At 41.6% G+C, this 21485-nt stretch carries 15 protein-coding genes, 1 tRNA gene and 1 pseudogene; 14 read left to right on the forward strand and 3 right to left on the reverse strand.

Annotated elements, in window-relative coordinates; translation table 11 throughout:
- Positions 1-108 precede the first annotated feature (108 nt).
- On the reverse strand, positions 109-453 hold the full coding sequence (locus tag ACZ8ZH_RS04060) for a hypothetical protein (RefSeq protein ID WP_228199387.1): 345 nt from the start codon (positions 451-453) through the stop codon (positions 109-111).
- A gap of 250 nt (positions 454-703) precedes the next feature.
- On the opposite strand from ACZ8ZH_RS04060, the gene ACZ8ZH_RS04065 reads away from it, so the two are divergent.
- Positions 704-780: transfer RNA gene (locus ACZ8ZH_RS04065), tRNA-Met, on the forward strand.
- A gap of 118 nt (positions 781-898) precedes the next feature.
- Here ACZ8ZH_RS04065 and ACZ8ZH_RS04070 read toward each other — a convergent pair.
- The gene (locus ACZ8ZH_RS04070; RefSeq protein WP_110974372.1) at positions 899-2524 is read right to left on the reverse strand and encodes an NAD+ synthase; all 1626 of its coding nucleotides are present in this window, start codon (positions 2522-2524) and stop codon (positions 899-901) included.
- Positions 2525-2729: 205 nt separating this feature from the next.
- Between ACZ8ZH_RS04070 and ACZ8ZH_RS04075 the strand changes: the two are divergent.
- The 4 genes and pseudogenes from ACZ8ZH_RS04075 (at position 2730) to ACZ8ZH_RS04090 (ending at position 6847) form a co-directional block, all read left to right on the forward strand.
- Positions 2730-3235, forward strand: a pseudogene (locus tag ACZ8ZH_RS04075) (type IV secretion protein Rhs).
- A gap of 183 nt (positions 3236-3418) precedes the next feature.
- Positions 3419-4375 carry a metal-dependent hydrolase gene (locus ACZ8ZH_RS04080; protein WP_119063153.1) on the forward strand — a complete coding sequence of 319 codons (957 nt, stop codon included), beginning with the start codon at positions 3419-3421 and terminating at the stop codon, positions 4373-4375.
- A gap of 15 nt (positions 4376-4390) precedes the next feature.
- Positions 4391-5236 (forward strand): SDR family NAD(P)-dependent oxidoreductase, encoded by an 846-nt coding sequence (locus ACZ8ZH_RS04085; protein ID WP_119063152.1) that lies wholly within the window; start codon positions 4391-4393, stop codon positions 5234-5236.
- Between the two features lie 18 nt (positions 5237-5254).
- On the forward strand, positions 5255-6847 hold the full coding sequence (locus ACZ8ZH_RS04090) for a flavin-containing monooxygenase (RefSeq protein WP_119063218.1): 1593 nt from the start codon (positions 5255-5257) through the stop codon (positions 6845-6847).
- Positions 6848-6992: 145 nt separating this feature from the next.
- Here ACZ8ZH_RS04090 and gltA read toward each other — a convergent pair whose 3' ends face one another.
- Entirely contained in the window at positions 6993-8267 is a 1275-nt protein-coding gene (gene gltA, locus ACZ8ZH_RS04095; RefSeq protein WP_004695551.1) for a citrate synthase, read from the reverse strand.
- 1028 nt (positions 8268-9295) lie between these two features.
- On the opposite strand from gltA, the gene sdhC reads away from it, so the two are divergent.
- The 9 genes from sdhC to sucD all read left to right on the forward strand — a co-directional run bounded on the left by sdhC (position 9296) and on the right by sucD (position 21292).
- A complete protein-coding gene (gene sdhC, locus ACZ8ZH_RS04100; protein ID WP_086208085.1) occupies positions 9296-9694 on the forward strand; it encodes a succinate dehydrogenase, cytochrome b556 subunit in 399 nt (132 codons plus the stop codon).
- Positions 9694-10059, forward strand: coding sequence for a succinate dehydrogenase, hydrophobic membrane anchor protein (gene sdhD / locus ACZ8ZH_RS04105; protein WP_086208084.1), 366 nt, complete (start codon positions 9694-9696; stop codon positions 10057-10059). Before sdhC ends, sdhD begins: the two co-directional genes overlap by 1 nt.
- A 12-nt stretch (positions 10060-10071) precedes the next feature.
- Entirely contained in the window at positions 10072-11970 is a 1899-nt protein-coding gene (gene sdhA / locus ACZ8ZH_RS04110; RefSeq protein WP_086208083.1) for a succinate dehydrogenase flavoprotein subunit, read from the forward strand.
- A gap of 14 nt (positions 11971-11984) precedes the next feature.
- On the forward strand, positions 11985-12695 hold the full coding sequence (locus tag ACZ8ZH_RS04115) for a succinate dehydrogenase iron-sulfur subunit (protein WP_086208082.1): 711 nt from the start codon (positions 11985-11987) through the stop codon (positions 12693-12695).
- An 803-nt stretch (positions 12696-13498) separates the two neighbouring features.
- Positions 13499-16321, forward strand: coding sequence for a 2-oxoglutarate dehydrogenase E1 component (locus ACZ8ZH_RS04120; RefSeq protein WP_086208254.1), 2823 nt, complete (start codon positions 13499-13501; stop codon positions 16319-16321).
- A gap of 16 nt (positions 16322-16337) precedes the next feature.
- Positions 16338-17552, forward strand: a complete 1215-nt coding sequence (gene odhB, locus ACZ8ZH_RS04125; protein WP_470247857.1) for a 2-oxoglutarate dehydrogenase complex dihydrolipoyllysine-residue succinyltransferase — start codon at positions 16338-16340, stop codon at positions 17550-17552.
- Between the two features lie 58 nt (positions 17553-17610).
- A complete protein-coding gene (lpdA, locus tag ACZ8ZH_RS04130) occupies positions 17611-19047 on the forward strand; it encodes a dihydrolipoyl dehydrogenase (protein ID WP_110974369.1) in 1437 nt (478 codons plus the stop codon).
- Between the two features lie 176 nt (positions 19048-19223).
- Positions 19224-20390 carry an ADP-forming succinate--CoA ligase subunit beta gene (sucC, locus tag ACZ8ZH_RS04135; protein ID WP_110974368.1) on the forward strand — a complete coding sequence of 389 codons (1167 nt, stop codon included), beginning with the start codon at positions 19224-19226 and terminating at the stop codon, positions 20388-20390.
- Positions 20391-20401: 11 nt separating this feature from the next.
- Positions 20402-21292, forward strand: a complete 891-nt coding sequence (gene sucD, locus ACZ8ZH_RS04140; RefSeq protein ID WP_086208078.1) for a succinate--CoA ligase subunit alpha — start codon at positions 20402-20404, stop codon at positions 21290-21292.
- Positions 21293-21485 lie beyond the last annotated feature (193 nt).

Here is a 21485-nt window from a genome sequence, read left to right on the forward strand (position 1 = left end):
TGTAAAACTGTTTTTATTGACTGGTTATTTCTGAAGTGGCTTTGTGGTTTGTTGTACTGTTATTTCGATATTTAAAGCAAAGCTGTGACTACTGATATATTTTATCTTCTAAAATTTTCCCTCGCAGTTCATGTTTTCGGGCGTTAAATTGATCTGCATCTGTAAGTTCTGAATGTGTTGCCAGTTGGCTTGATGTTCGGGCAATGCAAAAATTTGATGATCGACTAAATTGAGTTTTTTTAAAGAGATGTGCTGACTTGCACAGTAGCGTCCTTCGGCTCTTTCTAAAGCTAAGTTTTGCTGTGCTGTTGGACTTAAGCGATCTGCGGTTAGTATTTGTTGTTGTCCTTTGGCATAGTTGACCAGTATCTCTCGGTCTTTTAGGCTAAAGAGTAGATTTGAGTTGATATAGGCCGCTACATCACGCCGTACACCGTTATAGTTGGTGATCATGGGGGAAATCAGCTGACAACTGCTCAATGCTACAGTGCTCAGGATGATGAAAAGACTAAAGTCTTTTTTTATTATCTTTCTCGTAAATATGTTTAAGTTAAATACAGCTTGCAGCATAAAAATAATTTTAAAAAGAGTGGTTTGCTGAAAAATTGCTAGTTTAAAGTGTATTTGTTTATGGAATAACCATTTGTGTGTAAAAAGGGTTGACGCTTGTCTTTGAACTTTGCATAATGCGCGCACAGTTTACGGCTATGTAGCTCAGTTGGTTAGAGCACCGCACTCATAATGCGGGGGTCACAAGTTCAAGTCTCGTCATAGCCACCATTTTTATAGACCAAGCTCTCAGCTTGGTCTCTTTTTTTGTGTGTGAAAAATATATTTTTATTTTTTAAATGAAAAACAGCCCAAACATTTGTTTGGGCTGTTTTGATTGGGGGATAGCTTATACGCCAGCTTTCCATCCATTTACGATTGGGTAGCGACGTTCACGACTAAATGCACGTGAGCTGATACGTGGCCCAATTGCACCTTGGCGGCGTTTGTATTCATTGAAGTCAACCAAGCGAATCACTTTTGCAACCACTTCAGCATCAAAGCCTTTGGCAATGATGTCATCTTGGCTTGTATCTTCTTCGATATAAGCATACAAAATGGCATCCAGTACATCATACGGCGGTAAAGAGTCTTGGTCTTTTTGATCTGGACGTAGTTCTGCTGAAGGTGGACGAGTAATCACACGCTCAGGAATCACGGGCTTGTCCGAAATGCTGTTACGGTATTTCGCAAGTTCAAACACAATGGTTTTATACACATCTTTCAATACGGCAAAACCACCCACCATGTCGCCATAGAGCGTGCAGTAGCCCACAGCCAATTCTGATTTGTTGCCTGTAGATAGCACTAAATTACCAAATTTGTTTGATAAACCCATTAGCAGTGTACCGCGGGCACGTGCTTGCAAGTTTTCTTCAGTTGCATCCGCAGGGCTGTTGCCAAAGAACGGATAAAGTGTTTGCATAAAGCTGTTCACAATCGGGTTGATTTCAGCAATCCCGAAAGTTACCCCCATACTTTTTGCTTGTTCAGCTGCATCTTCTACACTGATTTGAGCGGTATAGGTATATGGCATCATCACAGCTTGCACTTTGTCTGCACCAATTGCATCGGCAGCAATGGCAAGAGTCAGAGCGGAGTCGATCCCGCCTGATAAACCAAGAATCACTCCAGGGAAACCTGAGCGCTGTACATAGTCACGGGTCGCCATCACTAAGCTTTGGTAAATCTCGGCCATAGTGTCTAGAGCAGGCGGTAGCGCATTGACCTTAAAGGCTTGTTGTTCTGCTTCATATTCCGCGAAATATAGGGCTTCTTTAAAGCTTTCTGCTTGAAGTGTAATAGAACCATCTTTAGCGATTACAAAGCTTGTACCATCAAAGATCAGGTCATCTTGACCACCGACTTGGTTCACATAAACCAAGTTGAGGTTCATTTGTTTCGCAAGGGCAGACATGGTTTCAATGCGATGCTGAGGTTTACCTACTTCGTATGGTGAAGCATTTAAAACCAAAGCCGTTTCAACATTCAGTTGTGCCAGTTGTTGTACGGTTGAAAGTGACCAAACATCTTCACAAATCAACACACCAAACTTATGTTCAAGATATTCAAAAACAAGGTGTTGATGTCCTTCAGTGAAGTAACGCTTTTCATCAAACACGCTGTAGTTTGGCAAGTTTTGTTTGTTATACACACCCAAAACCTGTCCATCTTTCATGACCGCAGCGGCGTTATAGCGTTGACCGTCTTCAGTTTGATTGACAAAACCAAAGACCATCACAATGTCTTTTACTGTTTTAAGTTGTTCAAAAACTTGTTGCGTGCGTTTGGTTAGGCTTGGACGTAGAAGTAAATCCTCTGCTGGGTAACCAATGCTCGAAAGTTCTGGAAAAATAATTAAATCAGCATTTTGTTTTTTTGCTTCATTGGCTTGTTCCACCATTTTCAGGGCATTTGCTTCGAGGTTGCCAATGTGCGGAGAGAACTGTGCAAGTGCAATTTTAAAACTTTTCATTTCCAACTAAATCCTATACCTATAGGGATATATACACGACGATTGAGTTTGTTATAGCTATAAGTTCAACGTAGTGCAATTGACGAAAAACAAATAGAAGTATTAATCAATAATAAGTGCGAATATTATATACGAAATGCGATTTTTTTTAAGGGATATTCTAAAAAAAATCCGTAAATGTCCTTAAAAAGAACAAATTATTCTAATGTCTTTATGGAGTGTGATTGTGTGGTTTCAACCGCTTTTACAAAAAATACAGCAAAAGTTTGAACTTAAAAACCGTCCTCTGACTGAAGCTGAAAAAAGCTCGCGAGCAGTATTTTTGGGAACAGTCTGAACATGGATTCGGTTCGAATTATCGCACATCGAGCAGTGCTGCCGCATTATGCGATTAGCCCGAATGGACATGTCTATTTTAATATCAAAGATTGGTGCGAAAACTTTGCCGATCAACCGATTCATCAACAAGCTTGGTTGATTCATGAGCTAACGCATGTTTGGCAAATTCAGCAGGGACTCGCTGTAGTCCGTAAGGCGCTTTTTAACCGTCAATATCGTTATGCATTAAAACAAGGGAAGCAGTTTTTAAGCTATGGCATCGAACAACAGGCGCAAATGGTGCAAGACTATTTTCTTAAAAAACACTATGGTGAAGAGTGCTCAGCCTATGAGCAGTGTATTCCTTTTGTGGCGCACAAAGCCTCGTTCTGACCCCGATAGATAAATCTGCAGAGTGATTGTTAGACAACAGATTTTAAAGTCATAAATTGCAAATTATTTGAAGAAAAATGCCAGTGGCATAGGGGATGTGGGCTCTTATTTTGAATGCAAAGCACAGGTAAAAAATCGTGAGATTGAGCCTGAAAACGAGCTAAAAATAAGAAGGAATGTCCTATGCGTATCGCTCTTCCATTAAAAGGTAAAGCCAGCCGATTTTTTGCGGGACCAGTATTCGATGCTGAAAAACAGTCTGCGATTATTCCGATTCGGCATATGAAATTTGACTTTGAAGCGGAGAAAATTGATCCCAAATTCTACCTAAATGCGGAGCTGGCGAGTGCTTACTTTGCATCACTCTCAATCTTTCTGACCTATGGTGAGGACTTGGTGATTGACACCGCCCGCTATCACCGTGATTTCCTTACTGACCCTGTATTAAAACAACGTGTGACGTCTTTGATTGGTCAGGAGGCACTGCATTCAAAGTTACATGAAGAGTTGAACGATACTTTCAAACAGGTGGATTTGCCGGTTGGCATTTTTCGCTATTTAGCTGAAATCGTTTTCGACTATGGTTTTAACCGTTTACCACAACCGATGAAATTGTCTTTGATGGCGGGCATTGAACATTTTACCGCAGTGCTGTCCGAATACATGATGAACCATGAAGAGATTTTCTTCGATTCTCAAGATGAAAAACAACGGGCGATTTGGATGTGGCACATGTTAGAGGAATCTGAGCACAAAGACATTGCGTATGATGTGTTTCAATCGCTTTCCAATAATTATGCTTTGCGTATTGCAGGCTTTTTTCCAGCGCTTATCACCATTTTACTGCTGATTTCTGTGGCGTCAGTTTTTGTCCCGTTTTATCGCAAACCGTCTAATTTGCTGAGTCTCCATTATTGGAAGGATGTGCCGCGGAGTTTCAGCCTCTTGTTTGGGCTAAAACGGGGTGTTTATGGCAGTAGCTGGATGCATATTTTTGACTATTTACGTCCGAGCTTTCACCCGAATGATTATGATACTTCTGCATTTTTAGATTATTACAAAGAACGTTTACTGCATCCTGAAACAGGAGTGCTCACACCGTACTTCACCAAAGAATTTACTCCAGTACTGAAATCATAAAAAGGAGATTATGACATGGGACTGTTGAGCAAAAAAAATAAATCAAGTCAAAAAGCCTACGCTGTCGTAACGGGTGCAGGCAGTGGTATTGGTCGTAGCTTTGCACTGGAACTGGCAAAGCGTGGTGGTGATGTCATCTGTGCGGATATTGAATTAAGCTCAGCACAGGAGACGGTGGATTTGATTCAGTCGATGACATCTTCGTCAGCCTATGCGGTGCACTGTGATGTTGGATTAAAAGAATCTGTACACACTTTGGCGGAGCAAGCGGAACAGTTTTTGGGGCATCCTGTTACCTTGCTCATCAATAATGCAGGAGTTGGGTTGGGTGGTAAGTTTGATGAAGTGTCGCTAGAGGATTGGCAGTGGTGTATGCACGTCAACCTGTGGGGGGTAATTCATGGTTGCCACTACTTTGTACCTAAATTTAAACAGCAAGGTTTTGGTGCCATTATTAATGTGGCATCGGCAGCGGGTTATACCGCAGCTCCTGAAATGACAGCGTATAACGTGACCAAGTCTAGTGTTTTGGCGCTATCAGAAACCTTAGCCTCAGAACTTCATGCTTATAACATTGCAGTCAATGTGCTGTGTCCAACCTTGGTGCCGACCAATATTATGAAGAATGGGCGTTTGCCAAGTCGCTATTCTGGACTGGCTGACAAACTGCTGATGAACCATGCGTTTACCACCAGTGATGCTGTGGTCAGAAAAACCTTGAATCGTTTAGATGCAGGCAAGCTTTATACCATTCCACAACCTGATGCCAAATTGTTTTGGTGGATGAAACGCGCATCGCCAAGCTTATACGTCAAGCTTTTAGGTCTGGGTTATCCACTGTTTAATCAAATCACAAAATAAGAACAGAGAAAAATGAATATAGAAATGCAATTAGAGATAGAGCAAGCAGATGTGCAAGAGCCGTCTGATCAAATGCAAGATCAAACGATAACGTCAAAAAGTGCGGAAGCTCAACCTAAGCAGGCTCGTAAAAAGGCTGTACTTAACCCTAAAGCCGTACATACGTACGATACCATTGTTGTGGGTGCTGGGATTTCGGGCATTGCTGCGGCTTATAAAATGAAACAAGTCGGCTATCAGGACTATCTGGTATTAGAAAAAGCGGAGAGCGTTGGTGGCACGTGGCGTGATAATCATTACCCTGGCTGTGGTTGTGATGTACCTTCGGCCTTGTATTCATTTTCCTTTGCACCTAGTCATCAATGGAGTCACTTATTTGCGAAACAACCTGAAATTTTAAGTTACTTGGAACAGGTGGTTGAGCAGTTTGAGCTACAAGACAAAATCCGTTTTCAGCATGAGTTGCTCAGTGCAAAGTGGGATGAAGAGGCGAGTATTTGGCAACTCGAAACCTCTCAGGGGGCATATCAAGCACGAACTGTGATTTTTAGCACAGGGCCGATTACAGAACCGTCTTTACCTAACATTAAAGGGATAGCGGGGTTTAAAGGAGAAATGTTCCATTCAGCCCGTTGGAAACATGATTATGACTTAACGGGAAAGCGGGTTGCCGTGATTGGAACTGGCGCATCGGCCATTCAGTTTATTCCACAAATTCAACCGTTGGCGAAGGAGCTGATCGTATTTCAGCGAACTGCGCCGTGGGTTTTGCCCAAAGCGGATATGCAGCTCAATGCTAGCGTGAAATCGTTGGCGGCCAAATTCCCGATGATTCAGCAAGGTTGGAGGAAGAGTGTTTCCAGTATTTTAAATGGGATCAACTTTGGACTACGTCATCCGTCACTGCTTGAGCCAGTCAATTTTTTAAGTCGTCAATTATTGAAATTGCAAATACAGGATGACGCCTTACGTAAAGCTGTAACGCCTAACTTTTCGATTGGCTGTAAGCGACTTTTATTTGCCAATAATTATTATCCAGCACTGCAACAAGACAATGTCACGCTGTTGCCACAAGGTTTGGCCGAGATGGATGGGCAGACTGTCATTGCTGCAAATGGTGAGCGATTTGAGGTCGATGTCATTATCTGGGGAACCGGTTTTGAAGTGGCACACCCACCGATTGGACAACGGGTATGGAATGCTCAAGGTGAGCGATTGGCCGACCTTTGGAAGGGCAGTTCTCCAGAAGCGTACTTGGGGACAAGTTTGGAAAATGTGCCAAATGCATTTTTGGTACTGGGGCCAAATATCTTGGTGTATGACTCTTTTATTGGGATTGCTGAAGCGCAGATTCAGTACATTGTAGATGGTCTACTAAAAATGAAGCAGCAAGGCTTTAAACGTATGATGGTGAAACGAGATGTTCTGCGTTATCACAATGCCAAGGTGCAAACTCATTTGAAAACCACCGTATTTAACCGAGGTAGCTGCTCAAGCTATTATTTAGATCAAAATGGGCGTAACTTCGCGGCTTGGCCGTGGTCCTTGGCTGAGTTAAAGCAACATTTATCTGCACTTGAGCTAAAACACTACGATGTTGTTAAAGCTTAGAGTAGTTTTATTAACAGTAAAAACGCCTGAATTTGCACAGACTGTGAATATTCAAATGATGTTATTGATACATTGTTGATTTAAATTACATCATATAAAAAAACCACCCATGAGGGTGGTTTTTTGTCTATCAACGCAGACCGAATTAACGGTTGATGTCGCGTTGAACTTCGCCAGTGTAAAGCTGACGAGGACGACCGATCTTGTACGGACCGCTGTGCATTTCTAACCAGTGGCTGATCCAACCAACAGTACGTGCAAGCGCGAAGATCACTGTAAACATTTCTGTCGGGATACCAATCGCTTTAAGGATGATACCTGAGTAGAAGTCTACGTTCGGGTATAAGTTACGTTTGATGAAGTACTCATCAGAAAGTGCGATACGTTCAAGTTCCATAGCAAGTGCAAGCTGTGGATCGTTGATGCCAAGCGCACCAAGAACTTCGTCGCAAGTTTCTTTCATTACTTTCGCACGTGGATCGAAGTTTTTGTACACACGGTGACCGAAGCCCATGAGTTTAACTTCTTTAGTTTTCACTTTTTCCATGAAGTCAGCAACGTTCTCTACAGTGCCGATTTCATCAAGCATTTTAAGAACAGCTTCGTTCGCGCCGCCGTGAGCAGGGCCCCAAAGTGCAGAGATACCCGCAGCGATACATGCGTATGGGTTAGCACCAGTAGAACCAGCTAAACGTACTGTAGACGTAGAAGCATTTTGTTCATGGTCAGCGTGAAGAGTGAAGATACGGTCCATTGCTTTAGCAAGGATAGGATCTACTTTGTAATCACGGTCTGCTGGAGTAGCAAACATCATGTACAAGAAGTTTTCAGCGTAGCTTAAGTCGTTACGTGGGTAAACGAATGGTTGACCTACAGTGTACTTGTAGCTCCACGCCGCCAAAGTAGGTACTTTAGCAATTAAGCGAATCGCTGTAATTTCACGGTGATCAACATTTTCGATGTCTAAGTTGTTGTGATAGAACGCAGAAAGCGCACCAACTACACCAACCATGATCGCCATAGGGTGAGCATCGCGACGGAAACCATTGAAGAAACGGCTAACTTGATCGTGAACCATGGTATGGTTACGAACTTTAGCATCAAATACTTCTTTTTGCTCAGCTGTTGGAAGCTCGCCATTGAGAAGTAAGTAGCAAGTTTCTAAGTAGTCAGCTTTAGTTGCTAACTGGTCGATTGGGTAGCCACGGTGTAAAAGCACACCTTTGTTACCGTCGATGAAAGTGATTTTAGACTCGCATGCAGCAGTAGCCATAAAACCAGGATCAAAAGTGAAGTGACCTGCGGCCAATACATCCTTAACGTCGATTACATCTGGGCCCAATGTGCCGCTGTAAATTGGTAATTCAATTTCTTTGCCATCAAGCTGTAAAACGGCTTTTTTGCCAGTTGCTTCAGACATTCAATAGATCTCCTGTCCTGGTGAATGTTTTATCTGACTCGAAATACTCATCTTTTAATGCACGAATCAGACGGATTAAAAATTTGCTCTAAGAGTAGAGAGTACTGAAATTTTGTCAATTATACTTATGGATAAAATGATAACTGCCGAGTTTATAGTTAAGATTTAATCCGTTAAAATTTGCATAAAATCACAGCACCGACACACTATAATAAGTTAATTCATGGAGCAAGTGCATAAATAAAAAATGTTGCTGGTGGAATTGTAAGCAGTTTTATATTCAAAAAAGTTCTTTAAAAGAGTAAAAAATCAAGTTGCAGTGTATTTACATTTATTATGATTCTCGTAACTTACGATAAATTTTTTACTGAAAATGGTGCTTTATTACTCATTGTTAAAAACAATAAATTCACTCAAAAAAAATATTTATTTGTATAAAAAAACAGCTTATTTACCATTTCGAAAACGATATATCAGGCACTTTTTTTATTTAAATGCATAGGGTAATTTTGTTTTAATTAAAATTTATTACGAGATATTTCAAGCTTGTAAGATATTAATCCATTGCACCAACATCATGCAGATTTATACCATTATATTAAAATAAAATAATGAACATTTTATATAAAAATAAAAAATGATTAAAATAATGCGATGAAATTTGTGACTCATAAAGCCAAATTTTTTTTGTTCATCTTTAGTCTAAAGTTGTTTTTTGTCGGTTTGGAGAAGGATTGTTCTTATAAAATTTATGTTTAATTTATAAAAACCAATCATATAGCTTAATAAAAAGCATAGAAGTGGATTGAGAATGGTATTTTTACACATGTTAATGATTCTTATTTAAAGAATTTTTATGCAAAAAGGCAAAGGGCATTGTTTGTATTTTGACAGTTCACGTCTTATAATTCAGTGTCGTTTTAAGTTCAAACGCTATTTAATTTAGAGTTTTAAAGTAGCTGCTGAACAATGCCAGCTTTCCTTCGAATTAATTCCAACAAACTCCGGATGGAGTTTTTACTTACAGGATGCCCGCTGTGAAAAGCAACAGACCTGTCAATTTGTCCATGGGTCAAGTTTTAGAAGTAAACTTAAAATCCCCTGTGGCTATTGCATCAATCTTACACCGTCTATCAGGTGTCATCGTATTTTTACTCGTACCGGTACTTTTATGGATCTTAGACAAGTCTTTGTCTTCGCCTGAAGGTTTTGCTCAAGTTCAGGCTATTTTTAATAGCTTCATTGTGCGTTTTGTCGTATGGGTATTTGTAGCCGGCTTAATTTTCCACTTTATTGCGGGTGTTAAGCACTTACTTGCTGACCTAGGTTTTGCTGAAGAGCTACAAAGTGGTCGCATCGCAGCTACTATTTCATTGATCTTGTCTGCAATTGGTATCGTTGCGGCATTTGTATGGATTGTTATCTAATGAAAAGTGCTACTGGTTTAACGGGTTCAGGTTCTCGCGATTGGTTTATCCAACGTGTAAGTGCTGTCGTATTAGCGGTTTATACAGTTGTTGTTCTAGGTTGGATCCTATGCAATGGCGGTTTTAGCCATGAACAGTGGTACGGCTTTATGATGACAGCTCCAATGAAGATCTTATCTTTATTAGCCGTCTTATCTCTTGTTGCACATGCTTGGATTGGTATGTGGCAAGTATTCACGGATTATGTGACTACTCGCCAAATGGGTCCTTCAGCTTCAGGTTTACGCCTTGTACTGACTTCAGCAGTAATTATTGCTGTATTTGCATATGCGATCTGGGCAATCCAGATTTTTTGGGCGAATTGATAGGAAGAGATCATGGGCGCTATAACCCCTAAAGAAGATTACACAAATATTCCACACGAAACTTTCGATGCTGTCATCGTTGGTGGTGGTGGTTCTGGTATGCGCGCGTCTTACCAACTTGCTCAAGCTGGTTTGAAAGTTGCTGTTTTAACTAAAGTATTCCCAACTCGTTCGCACACTGTTGCAGCGCAGGGTGGTATTGGTGCATCTCTTGGTAACATGCAAGAAGATAACTGGCACTACCACTTCTACGACACTGTTAAGGGTTCTGATTGGTTAGGCGACCAAGACGCAATCGAGTTTATGACGCGTGAAGCGCCGCAAGTGGTTTATGAGTTAGAACACTTGGGTATGCCATTTGACCGTAACGCAGACGGTACGATTTACCAACGTCCATTTGGTGGTCACTCTGCAAACTACGGTGAAAAAGCAGTGCCACGTGCCTGTGCTGCTGCTGACCGTACAGGTCACGCACTTCTTCACACGCTTTATCAAAGCAACGTGAAAATGGGCACTCAATTCTTTGTTGAATGGATCGCACTTGATCTGATTCGTAACGAAGCGGGTGATGTTCTTGGTGTAACAGCAATCGACCAAGAAACAGGTAAAATTGCAGTATTCCAAGCCAAAGCAACATTATTTGCTACAGGTGGTGCAGGTCGTGTTTACCGTGCATCTACCAATGCTTATATCAATACGGGTGATGGCCTTGGTATGGCGGCTCGTGCAGGTATTCCATTGCAAGATATGGAATTCTGGCAGTTCCACCCAACGGGTGTGGCTGGTGCAGGCGTATTGTTAACTGAAGGTTGTCGTGGTGAAGGTGCAATCCTTCGTAACGATGCGGGTGAGCCGTTCATGGAACGCTATGCACCAACTTTAAAAGACTTGGCGCCACGTGACTTCGTATCACGTTCGATGGACCAAGAAATTAAAGAAGGTCGTGGTTGTGGTCCGAAGAAAGACTATATCTTGCTTGATATGACGCACTTGGGTGCTGAAACGATCATGAAGCGTCTTCCATCTGTATTTGAGATTGGTAAGAAATTCGCGAACGTGGATATCACGAAAGAGCCTATTCCAGTTGTACCAACAATTCACTACCAAATGGGTGGTATTCCAACCAATATCCATGGTCAGGTGGTTGTGCCTGAAGGTTCTGAAACTGAAGCATTTACAGCACATTATGATAAAGATAGCGATATCTATTCAACTAATGCGGGCGATCGTAACTTTACCAAGCCTGTGAAAGGCTTCTATGCAATTGGTGAGTGCTCTTGCGTATCTGTGCATGGTGCAAACCGTTTGGGTACGAACTCACTACTTGACTTGGTTGTATTTGGTAAAGCTGCAGGTGAACACATCATCGACTACGTGACTAAACACCACGGTGATGAATACCAACCGCTTCCTACGACTGTACTTGAACAAACTGTTGCGCGTATCCGTAAATTGGATGACTCAACATCAGGTGAAAATGCTCAAGAAGTTGCAGATGCAATTCGTGACATCGTTCAAGACCATGCAGGTGTATTCCGCACGACTGCGCTTCTTGAAGAGGGTGTGAAGCAGATTCTTGCTATCGAGCCGCGTGTACGCAACATTCACTTAAAAGACAAATCTAAAGTATTTAACACTGCACGTGTAGAAGCTTTAGAAGTTGAAAACTTGTATGAAGTGGCAAAAGCGACATTGATTTCTGCTGCTGCTCGTAAAGAGTGTCGTGGTGCGCATACAGTTGTAGACTTTGAAGAGTCACCAGATCACCCAGCTTACCCGTATGGCCGTCGTGATGATGAGTGGATGAAACACACATTGTGGTTCTCTAGCGATAACCGTCTTGAGTACAAGCCTGTACGTTACAAGCCATTATCGGTTGCTGCAATTCCACCTAAACCACGTACATTCTAATTGGGAGAAGTAAGATGAGTAGAGGTACTCGTACATTTAATATCTACCGCTACGATCCTGATAAGGATAAAGCACCGTATATGCAAACGTTTAAGCTAGAGTTGACTGATAAGCACCGTATGTTGCTTGATGCACTTCTTGCATTAAAAGTTCAAGATGAATCATTAACATTCCGTCGTTCATGCCGTGAAGGTATTTGTGGTTCGGATGGTGTGAACATCAATGGTAAAAATGGTTTAGCGTGCCTTTGGAACCTAAACGATTTACCAGAAGTGATTACAGTTCGTCCTTTGCCTGGGTTGCCAGTAGTTAAAGATTTAGTTGTGGATATGAATCAGTTCTACGATCAGTACAACAAAATTCACCCATTCTTGATCAACAACCAACCTGCGCCACCGAAAGAGCGTTTACAGTCTCCTGAAGATCGTGAACACTTAGATGGTTTATATGAATGTATTCTTTGTGCATGCTGTTCAACATCATGTCCATCATTCTGGTGGAACCCAGACAAGTTCTTGGGTCCTTCAGCGTTGTTGAATGCATACCGTTTCATCATCGACTCTCGTGATACAGCAACTCAAGAGCGTTTGGCTCGTCTTGACGACCCGTTCTCGCTCTTCCGTTGTAAAGGTATCATGAACTGTGTATCAGTATGTCCTAAAGGTTTGAACCCAACGAAAGCAATCGGTCACATCCGTAACATGCTTTTAGATGCTGCTGGTTAATCTTTAGACTGATATATTGGTCAAAAAAAGCACACCCATGAGGTGTGCTTTTTTATTTTTGGTTAAAAATTTTTCAATTGCGTTAAATTTTTATGAAAAGACCGAAGTTGGCATTATTTTTGTTTGTGGTGTGAGACTTTTACTGGAAATGCACCAGATCAGTGAAAAGCACAGTGATTTAAAACAAATGTCATAAATAAGTGCAAGGATGAGTCTGCAAAAAAGTTATGAAGGTGTTAAGATGGGGCTTGTAAATGAGAGGGCATATTGAAAGATGGTGCTCTCTTTTCGTATGTGTTTTTTAGAGTAGACTTTGGTCTACGTTGAAACTCATTTTTATTTAAAGCACCATATATTAGATGAAATTTTGATATGTGTATTTCGCCAATTTATGAAAGGTATATGTCAAAAAAATCAATTGAAATATAGGGAGTATGCTAAAATTTTTACACGTTTATATTTAAAAAATGTGTGTTAAATATGTACATTAATTCAACATTTAAGCTGGACCAGAACGCGTATAAATGAGTGGATTAGTCGCTTTAGAAAAAATAATGTAAGGCTTTATTTTTTCTAAGTCGATTTGCAAAAAATTGCTCGGTTTTGGCCGGGTATGAATGAGTGATGATGCCGCTGAGGGCGTTATGATTCATTGTCACATTGGGTAATTCTAATGTAGTGATAACGCCTCATGGCATACGCCTTATGGGGACTAATGTCATGTTACCAATTTGACATTAATAATCATGGGGTTGCTTAAAAAGCATCCTGAAATGTTTTTGCAATAGGAAATGGGTCCACAAATGCAAGAAGTTGCTGACGCATTGCGTCTTGACACTGAACTTTCCGCTGATAGTGCAGCGTATATTGAAGAACTTTATGAGCAGTACTTGGCTGCACCAGACTCAGTAGAAGCTGACTGGCGTGCATACTTCGATAAATACCCGAAAGGTGATCAACCACACAGCAATGTACGTGAGCAATTCTTATTACTAGGTCGTAATTCAAGTCGTGTTCAAGCAGTGGTACAAAGTTCTGTTAGTACAGAACATGAACGTCGTCAAATTGGCGTACTACAACTGATCGCAGCGTATCGTAACCGTGGTCATCAAAAAGCAAAGCTTGATCCTTTAGGTTTAGCAAAACGTGAAATCGTACCTGATCTTGACCTTGCGGCACACGGCTTAACCCAATCTGATTTTGATACTGTATTCAATACAGGTAATCTTTTGATTGGTAAAGACGAAGCAACTTTAGGTGAAATGGTTCAAGCCATGGAAGCGACGTATTGTGCTTCGATTGGTGCAGAATACATGCACATTGTTGATACCAAAGAAAAACGTTGGATTCAACAACGTCTTGAAGGTGCACGTGGTCAATTCAATTTTACAGCAGATCAGAAAAAACACGTATTAGAACGTTTGACCGCTGCTGAAGGCCTAGAAAAATTCCTTGGTAATAAATACGTCGGCGCAAAACGTTTCGGCGTGGAAGGTGGTGAATCTTTTATTCCAATGGTTGATGCTTTGATTCAGCGTGCAGGTTCTGTAGGTTGTAAAGAAGTAGTCATTGGTATGCCACACCGTGGTCGTTTGAACCTTCTTGTAAACATCATGGGTAAAAACCCAGCAGACCTATTTGGTGAGTTCGAAGGTAAGAGCTTACATAAAAAAGGTTCTGGCGATGTGAAGTACCACCAAGGTTTCTCTTCAAACGTAATGACTCCAGGTGGCGAAGTTCACTTGGCATTGGCGTTTAACCCATCGCACTTAGAAATCGTTGGCCCTGTGGTTGAAGGTTCAGTACGTGCACGTCAAGTTCGTCGTAAAGACATTGGTGGCGATGACGTATTGCCAGTCATTGTTCACGGTGATGCTGCATTTGCAGGTCAAGGGGTGAACCAAGAAACCTTCCAAATGTCACAAACACGTGGCTATACAGTGGGTGGTACGGTTCACATTGTGGTGAATAACCAAGTTGGTTTCACAACATCTGATCCACGTGATGCACGTTCTACAGAATACTGTACGGACATTGCGAAAATGATCCAAGCACCGATTTTCCATGTGAACGGTGATGATCCTGAATCAGTATTGTTTGTTGCGCAATTGGCACATGACTTCCGTCATACTTTCCGTAAAGACGTTGTCATTGACATGTTCTGTTACCGTCGTCGTGGTCACAACGAAGCGGATGAGCCAGCTGCAACTCAGCCAATGATGTATCAAGTCATTAACAAGAAAACGACAACCCGTGCATTGTATGCAGATCAATTGGTTCAAGAAAGCATATTAGACCGTGCTAAAGCAGATCAAATGGTAGAAGACTATCGTTCTGATCTAGAAGCAGGTAAGCATGTTGCCAATGCGTTGGTACTTGAGCCAAATACAAAAATGTTTGTAGATTGGGCACCGTACTTAGGACATGACTATACAGACGTATGGGATACCACATGTTCTGAAGACCGTCTAAAAGAACTGGGTCGCAAAATGCGCGAGCTTCCAGAAGGTTTCGTGATGCAGCGTCAGGTTGCAAAAGTGATTGATGATCGCTTAAAAATGCAAACTGGTGAAATGCCATTGAACTGGGGTGCTGCGGAAACTTTGGCTTATGCATCTATTTTAGATGATGGCTATTTGGTTCGTTTGACTGGTGAAGACGTAGGTCGTGGTACTTTCTCACACCGTCATGCAAAACTGCATAACCAAGTTGATGGTTCGACTTATATTCCGCTTTGCCATATCAAAGAAAACCAACCACGTACAGCGATTTATGACTCATTATTGTCTGAAATGGCGGTGTTAGGTTTTGAGTATGGTTATGCAACGACTCTGCCTAAGAGCTTGGTGATTTGGGAAGCACAATTTGGTGACTTCGCAAACTGTGCACAGGTTGTAATTGATCAGTTCATCGCATCAGGTGAAACCAAGTGGGAGCGTGTATGTGGTTTAACGCTACTTCTTCCTCATGGTTTTGAAGGTCAAGGTCCAGAGCACTCATCTGCACGTTTAGAGCGTTTCTTACAGCTATGTGCTGAAGACAATATGCAAGTGATGACACCGACTACACCTGCACAGATTTTCCATGCTTTACGTCGTCAAGCGATTCGCCCAATTCGTAAGCCAATGATCATCATGTCACCGAAGTCTTTGCTTCGTCACAAGCTTGCAACGTCTACTTTAAGTGAACTTGCAAACGGTACATTCCAAACAGTGATTGATGAAATCGACAACATCAACAAAGCAGACGTAACACGTTTAGTGCTTTGTGGTGGTAAGGTTTACTACGACTTGCTTGAGAAACGTCGTGAGCAAGAGTTGAATAACACTGCAATCGTTCGTATTGAACAATTGTATCCATACCCTGAACAACGTATTGCTGAAGTTCTTGCTCAATATCCAAATGTGAAAGATATTGTTTGGACCCAAGAAGAGCCGAAGAACCAGGGCGCTTGGTTATTCATTGCACCGCGTCTATATGATGATGTAATGAAATCTGCGAAACCAGTACGTATCAGTTATGCAGGTCGTGAAGCTTCTGCTGCACCGGCTTGTGGTTCACCATATTTGCATGCAAAACAACAAGCTCAGCTCGTAAATGACGCTTTAGCGATCGTAGCTGAATAACAGGAGATTCTTAGTAATGGCAACCGAAATTAAAGCACCGGTATTCCCAGAGTCAGTTGCTGACGGAACAATTGCAACTTGGCACAAACAACCAGGTGAAGCAGTATCACGTGACGAAGTGATTTGTGATATTGAAACTGACAAAGTTGTTTTAGAAGTTGTTGCTCCTGCTGACGGTACAATTGCATCCATCATTAAAGCTGAAGGTGACACTGTTCTTTCAAACGAAGTGATTGCAGAGTTTGAAGAAGGTTCTGTATCTGGCGCGGCACAAACTGAAGCTGTTCAGTCTGAAGCGAAAGTGGAAGTTGCTGCTGCACAAACTCAAGCAGGTGCTGCGCCTGTTGTTGAACGTGCTCAAGTTGCTGATCAAGCACCAGCAGTACGTAAAGCATTGACTGAGTCTGGTATTCCAGCAGCAGATGTTGCAGGTACAGGCCGTGGTGGTCGTATCACGAAAGAAGATGTAGCAAATCATCAAACTAAACCAGCAGCTCCAGCTGCAGCGCCTTTAAGTGTTGCTGTGGGTGAGCGTGTTGAGAAGCGTGTTCCGATGACACGTCTTCGTAAGCGTGTTGCTGAGCGTCTGCTTGCTGCAACTCAAGAAACTGCAATGTTGACTACGTTTAACGAAGTGAACATGAAGCCAATCATGGAAATGCGTGCACAATATAAAGATGCGTTTGAAAAGCGTCATGGTGCTCGTCTTGGCTTTATGTCTTTCTTTGTTAAAGCAGCAACTGAAGCACTTAAACGTTATCCAGCGGTTAATGCTTCAATTGATGGTGATGACATTGTTTACCATGGTTACTATGACATCGGTGTAGCAGTATCTTCTGAGCGTGGTCTAGTTGTACCTGTGCTTCGTGATACAGACCGTATGAACTATGCTGAAGTTGAAAATGGTATCCGTGATTACGCTTATAAAGCGCGTGATGGCAAATTGGGTATCGAAGACATGACTGGCGGTACGTTCACGATTACCAATGGTGGTACATTCGGTTCATTATTATCTACTCCGATCTTAAATACGCCTCAAACAGCGATTTTGGGTATGCATAAAATCCAAGAGCGTCCAATGGCTGTCAATGGTCAAGTAGAAATCTTACCGATGATGTATTTAGCGCTTTCTTATGACCACCGTCTAATTGATGGTAAAGAAGCGGTAGGCTTCCTTGTAACAATTAAAGAATTGTTAGAAGAACCAGCTAAATTGATCCTTGACCTTTAATCTAAAGAATAAAACATGGGCTTAGGGCGATCCTCTAAGCCCATTTTTGGAGATAAACATGTCTCAACAATTTGATCTTGTTGTAATTGGCGGCGGCCCTGGCGGTTATGAAGCAGCGATTCGTGCTGCGCAGCTTGGTTTCAAAGTTGCGTGTATCGAAAAACGTGTACACAAAGGTAAACCATCTTTAGGTGGTACTTGCTTAAATGTGGGTTGTATCCCTTCTAAAGCATTGCTTGATTCTTCACATCATTATGAAGATACACTTCATGGCTTAGACGTTCATGGCATCACAGTTGAGAATGTACAACTTGACCTTGCTAAACTTTTAGCGCGTAAAGATAAAGTTGTAGATAACTTGACAGGTGGCGTTGCTCAATTACTGAAAGGTAATGGCATTGAATGGTTACAAGGTACTGGTAAATTACTTGCAGGTAAAAAAGTTGAATTCGCTCCATTAGATGGCGGTGAAGTACAAGTTTTGGAACCTAAATTTGTCATTTTGGCAACGGGTTCAGTTCCTGTAAATATTCCAGTGGCTAAAGTTGATGAAGATCTTATCGTAGATTCAACGGGCGCATTAGAATTCCAAGAAGTTCCTAAACGTCTTGGTGTCATTGGGGCAGGTGTTATTGGCCTTGAACTTGGTTCAGTGTGGCGTCGCCTAGGTTCTGAAGTTGTTGTATTTGAAGCAATGGATGCATTCTTACCAATGGCTGATAAAGCGTTGGCAAAAGACTACCAAAAGCTTTTGACTAAACAAGGTTTAGATATCCGTATCGGTGCAAAAGTTTCTGGTACTGAAATCAACGGTCGTGAAGTGACTGTTCAATACAACCAAGCGGGTGAAGACAAAACTGAAACTTTCGATAAGTTAATCGTTTGTGTAGGTCGTAAAGCTTATGCTGAAGGTTTATTGGCTGAAGACTCAGGTATTAAGTTGACTGAGCGTGGTCTAGTTGAAGTAAATGATTGGTGTGCAACGTCTGTTGACGGCGTATATGCAATTGGTGACTTAGTCCGTGGTCCAATGCTTGCGCATAAAGCAATGGAAGAGGGTGTAATGGCGGTTGAGCGTATGCATGGTCATGCTGCTCAAGTAAACTATGACACCATCATTTCTGTGATTTATACTCACCCTGAAGCGGCGTGGGTTGGTTTGACTGAAGAACAAGCCAAAGAAAAAGGTCATGAAGTTAAAACTGGACAATTCCCATTTGCTGTAAATGGTCGTGCTTTAGCTGCGAATGAATCTGCTGGTTTTGTGAAGTTTGTTGCAGATGCAAAAACTGACCGTCTATTAGGTATGCATATCATTGGCCCAGGTGCTTCTGATATTGTTCACCAAGGTATGATTGCACTTGAGTTTGTATCTTCTGTTGAAGATTTACAATTGATGACTTTTGGTCATCCTACTTATTCAGAAGTGGTTCATGAAGCTGCACTAGCAGTGGATGGTCGAGCGATTCACGCAATTCAGCGTAAACGCAAATAAGATAAAAAAAAGAGCGACTACGGTCGCTCTTTTTTGTTTCAGGTGGTTGTCTTATTTTGCAGAATCATCTAAAAATAAAGAGAAGAAGTTTTTTAAAAAATCCAAAATGTTTACTGTGATAGTAAACAGCTTCGGTGCAACAAAAAGTAAATAAGTAGTAATAAAAAGGTTAGTCGATGAATTTACATGAATATCAAGCTAAAGCGCTATTAAAAAAGTATGGTATGCCAGTCCAAGAAGGCGTACTTGCAACCACTCCACAAGAAGCAGTTCAAGCCTTTGAACAAATGGGCGGCAAGTTTGCTGTAATGAAGGCACAAGTGCATGCAGGCGGCCGTGGTAAGGCAGGTGGTGTAAAAGTTGTTAAGTCAGCAACAGAAGCTGCAGAATATGCAAAGAGCATCATCGGGACCAACCTCGTTACCTATCAAACAGATAGCCATGGTCAACCTGTCAACAGTGTGCTTGTCGCGGAAGATGTTTATCCTGTAGAGCGTGAACTGTATTTAGGCGCTGTGGTTGACCGCTCAAGCCGTCGTGTGACTTTCATGGCATCGACTGAAGGTGGTGTTGAAATTGAAAAAGTTGCAGAAGAAACCCCAGAAAAAATTATCAAAGTAGAAGTTGATCCTTTGGTTGGCTTACAGCCTTTCCAAGCACGTGAAGTTGCATTTAAGTTGAATTTGAAGGATGGACAAGTAAATCAATTCGTTAAAGTGATGTCTGCGGCATATCAAGCCTTCATTGAAAATGACTTTGCTCTTTTTGAAATTAACCCACTTTCAGTACGTGAAAATGGCGATATTTTATGTGTAGATGCCAAAGTTGGAATTGACTCAAATGCTTTATATCGTTTGCCTGAAATTGCGGCGCTACGAGATAAATCGCAGGAAAATGAACGTGAGTTAAAAGCATCTGAATTTGACCTGAACTACGTTGCACTTGAAGGCAACATTGGGTGTATGGTCAATGGTGCAGGCCTTGCGATGGCCACTATGGACATTATTAAACTTTACGGGGGGCAACCTGCGAACTTCCTAGATGTGGGTGGTGGTGCAACCAAAGACCGTGTCATTGAAGCGTTTAAAATTATTTTGGCAGATACCTCTGTGCAAGGGGTGTTGATTAATATCTTCGGTGGAATTGTACGTTGTGACATGATTGCTGAAGCGATTATTGCAGCGGTTCAAGAAGTAAATGTAACTGTGCCTGTGGTTGTTCGTTTAGAAGGGAACAATGCTGAATTGGGTGCCAAATTACTTGATGAATCAGGTTTAAAACTTATTTCTGCAAATGGTTTGTCAGATGCCGCAGAAAAAATCGTTGCTGCAGTAAAAGCGTAAGGAGTATCAATATGAGCGTATTAATTAATAAAGACACCAAAGTATTGGTACAAGGTTTTACAGGTAAAAATGGTACTTTTCACTCAGCACAAGCGCTGGATTATGGAACAAAAGTTGTTGGTGGCGTAACACCTGGTAAAGGTGGCACAACGCACCTTGATTTACCTGTATTTAACACGATGAAAGATGCAGTTGCTGGTACAGGTGCAGATGCAACTGTGATTTATGTCCCAGCTCCGTTTGTCTTGGATTCAATTATTGAAGCAGTGGACTCAGGTGTTGGACTGATTGTGGTGATTACCGAAGGTGTGCCAACTTTAGATATGCTCAAAGCTAAGCGTTATCTTGAAACCAATGGTAATGGTACGCGTTTGATTGGTCCAAACTGTCCAGGCATTATCACACCAGGTGAATGTAAAATCGGGATTATGCCAGGTCATATTCACCAACCCGGTAAAATTGGGATTATCTCACGTTCTGGTACCTTGACCTATGAAGCGGTTGCACAAACGACCAAACTGGGTTTAGGGCAATCAACTTGTATCGGTATTGGTGGTGATCCAATTCCAGGGATGAACCAAATTGATTGTTTGAAACTGTTCCAAGACGATCCGCAAACTGAAGCGATTATCATGATTGGTGAGATTGGTGGTACTGCTGAAGAAGAAGCAGCTGAATATATTCAGTCTCATGTGACTAAACCTGTCGTTGGTTATATCGCAGGTGTAACAGCGCCGAAGGGCAAACGTATGGGACATGCTGGAGCAATTATTTCGGGGGGTAAAGGGACTGCTGAAGAAAAATTCGCGGCATTTGAAAAAGCAGGAATGGCTTACACGCGTAGTCCCGCAGAATTAGGCTCTACAATGTTACAAGTACTTAAAGAGAAAGGTTTGGCTTAAGCACAGACTTAAAGCTTTAGAGAATCCCCAAAATTGGGGATTTTTTTATTATTTCATAGACATATCTAATAGAGTCCCGTAAAAAATCTCCGTTTTTCTTACATTTTTCATGACGAAAATTGGTTGGATTTCACTTACTACGAAAATACAATGTGATTGAAGTCACATAATTTAATTATGTGGTGATCTTTAT

It is taken from the genome of Acinetobacter sp. SW-226 (assembly GCF_055632855.1).

What these genes read in the sequence shown, in the direction of transcription:
- ACZ8ZH_RS04060 (WP_228199387.1), bottom strand. Translation starts at nt 453, where the DNA reads ATGATCACCAACTATAACGGTGTACGGCGTGATGTAGCGGCCTATATC.
- ACZ8ZH_RS04070 (WP_110974372.1), bottom strand. Translation starts at nt 2,524, where the DNA reads ATGAAAAGTTTTAAAATTGCACTTGCACAGTTCTCTCCGCACATTGGC.
- ACZ8ZH_RS04080 (WP_119063153.1), top strand. Translation starts at nt 3,419, where the DNA reads ATGCGTATCGCTCTTCCATTAAAAGGTAAAGCCAGCCGATTTTTTGCG.
- ACZ8ZH_RS04085 (WP_119063152.1), top strand. Translation starts at nt 4,391, where the DNA reads ATGGGACTGTTGAGCAAAAAAAATAAATCAAGTCAAAAAGCCTACGCT.
- gltA (WP_004695551.1), bottom strand. Translation starts at nt 8,267, where the DNA reads ATGTCTGAAGCAACTGGCAAAAAAGCCGTTTTACAGCTTGATGGCAAA.
- sdhC (WP_086208085.1), top strand. Translation starts at nt 9,296, where the DNA reads ATGCCCGCTGTGAAAAGCAACAGACCTGTCAATTTGTCCATGGGTCAA.
- sdhD (WP_086208084.1), top strand. Translation starts at nt 9,694, where the DNA reads ATGAAAAGTGCTACTGGTTTAACGGGTTCAGGTTCTCGCGATTGGTTT.
- sdhA (WP_086208083.1), top strand. Translation starts at nt 10,072, where the DNA reads ATGGGCGCTATAACCCCTAAAGAAGATTACACAAATATTCCACACGAA.
- ACZ8ZH_RS04115 (WP_086208082.1), top strand. Translation starts at nt 11,985, where the DNA reads ATGAGTAGAGGTACTCGTACATTTAATATCTACCGCTACGATCCTGAT.
- ACZ8ZH_RS04120 (WP_086208254.1), top strand. Translation starts at nt 13,499, where the DNA reads ATGCAAGAAGTTGCTGACGCATTGCGTCTTGACACTGAACTTTCCGCT.
- odhB (WP_470247857.1), top strand. Translation starts at nt 16,338, where the DNA reads ATGGCAACCGAAATTAAAGCACCGGTATTCCCAGAGTCAGTTGCTGAC.
- lpdA (WP_110974369.1), top strand. Translation starts at nt 17,611, where the DNA reads ATGTCTCAACAATTTGATCTTGTTGTAATTGGCGGCGGCCCTGGCGGT.
- sucC (WP_110974368.1), top strand. Translation starts at nt 19,224, where the DNA reads ATGAATTTACATGAATATCAAGCTAAAGCGCTATTAAAAAAGTATGGT.
- sucD (WP_086208078.1), top strand. Translation starts at nt 20,402, where the DNA reads ATGAGCGTATTAATTAATAAAGACACCAAAGTATTGGTACAAGGTTTT.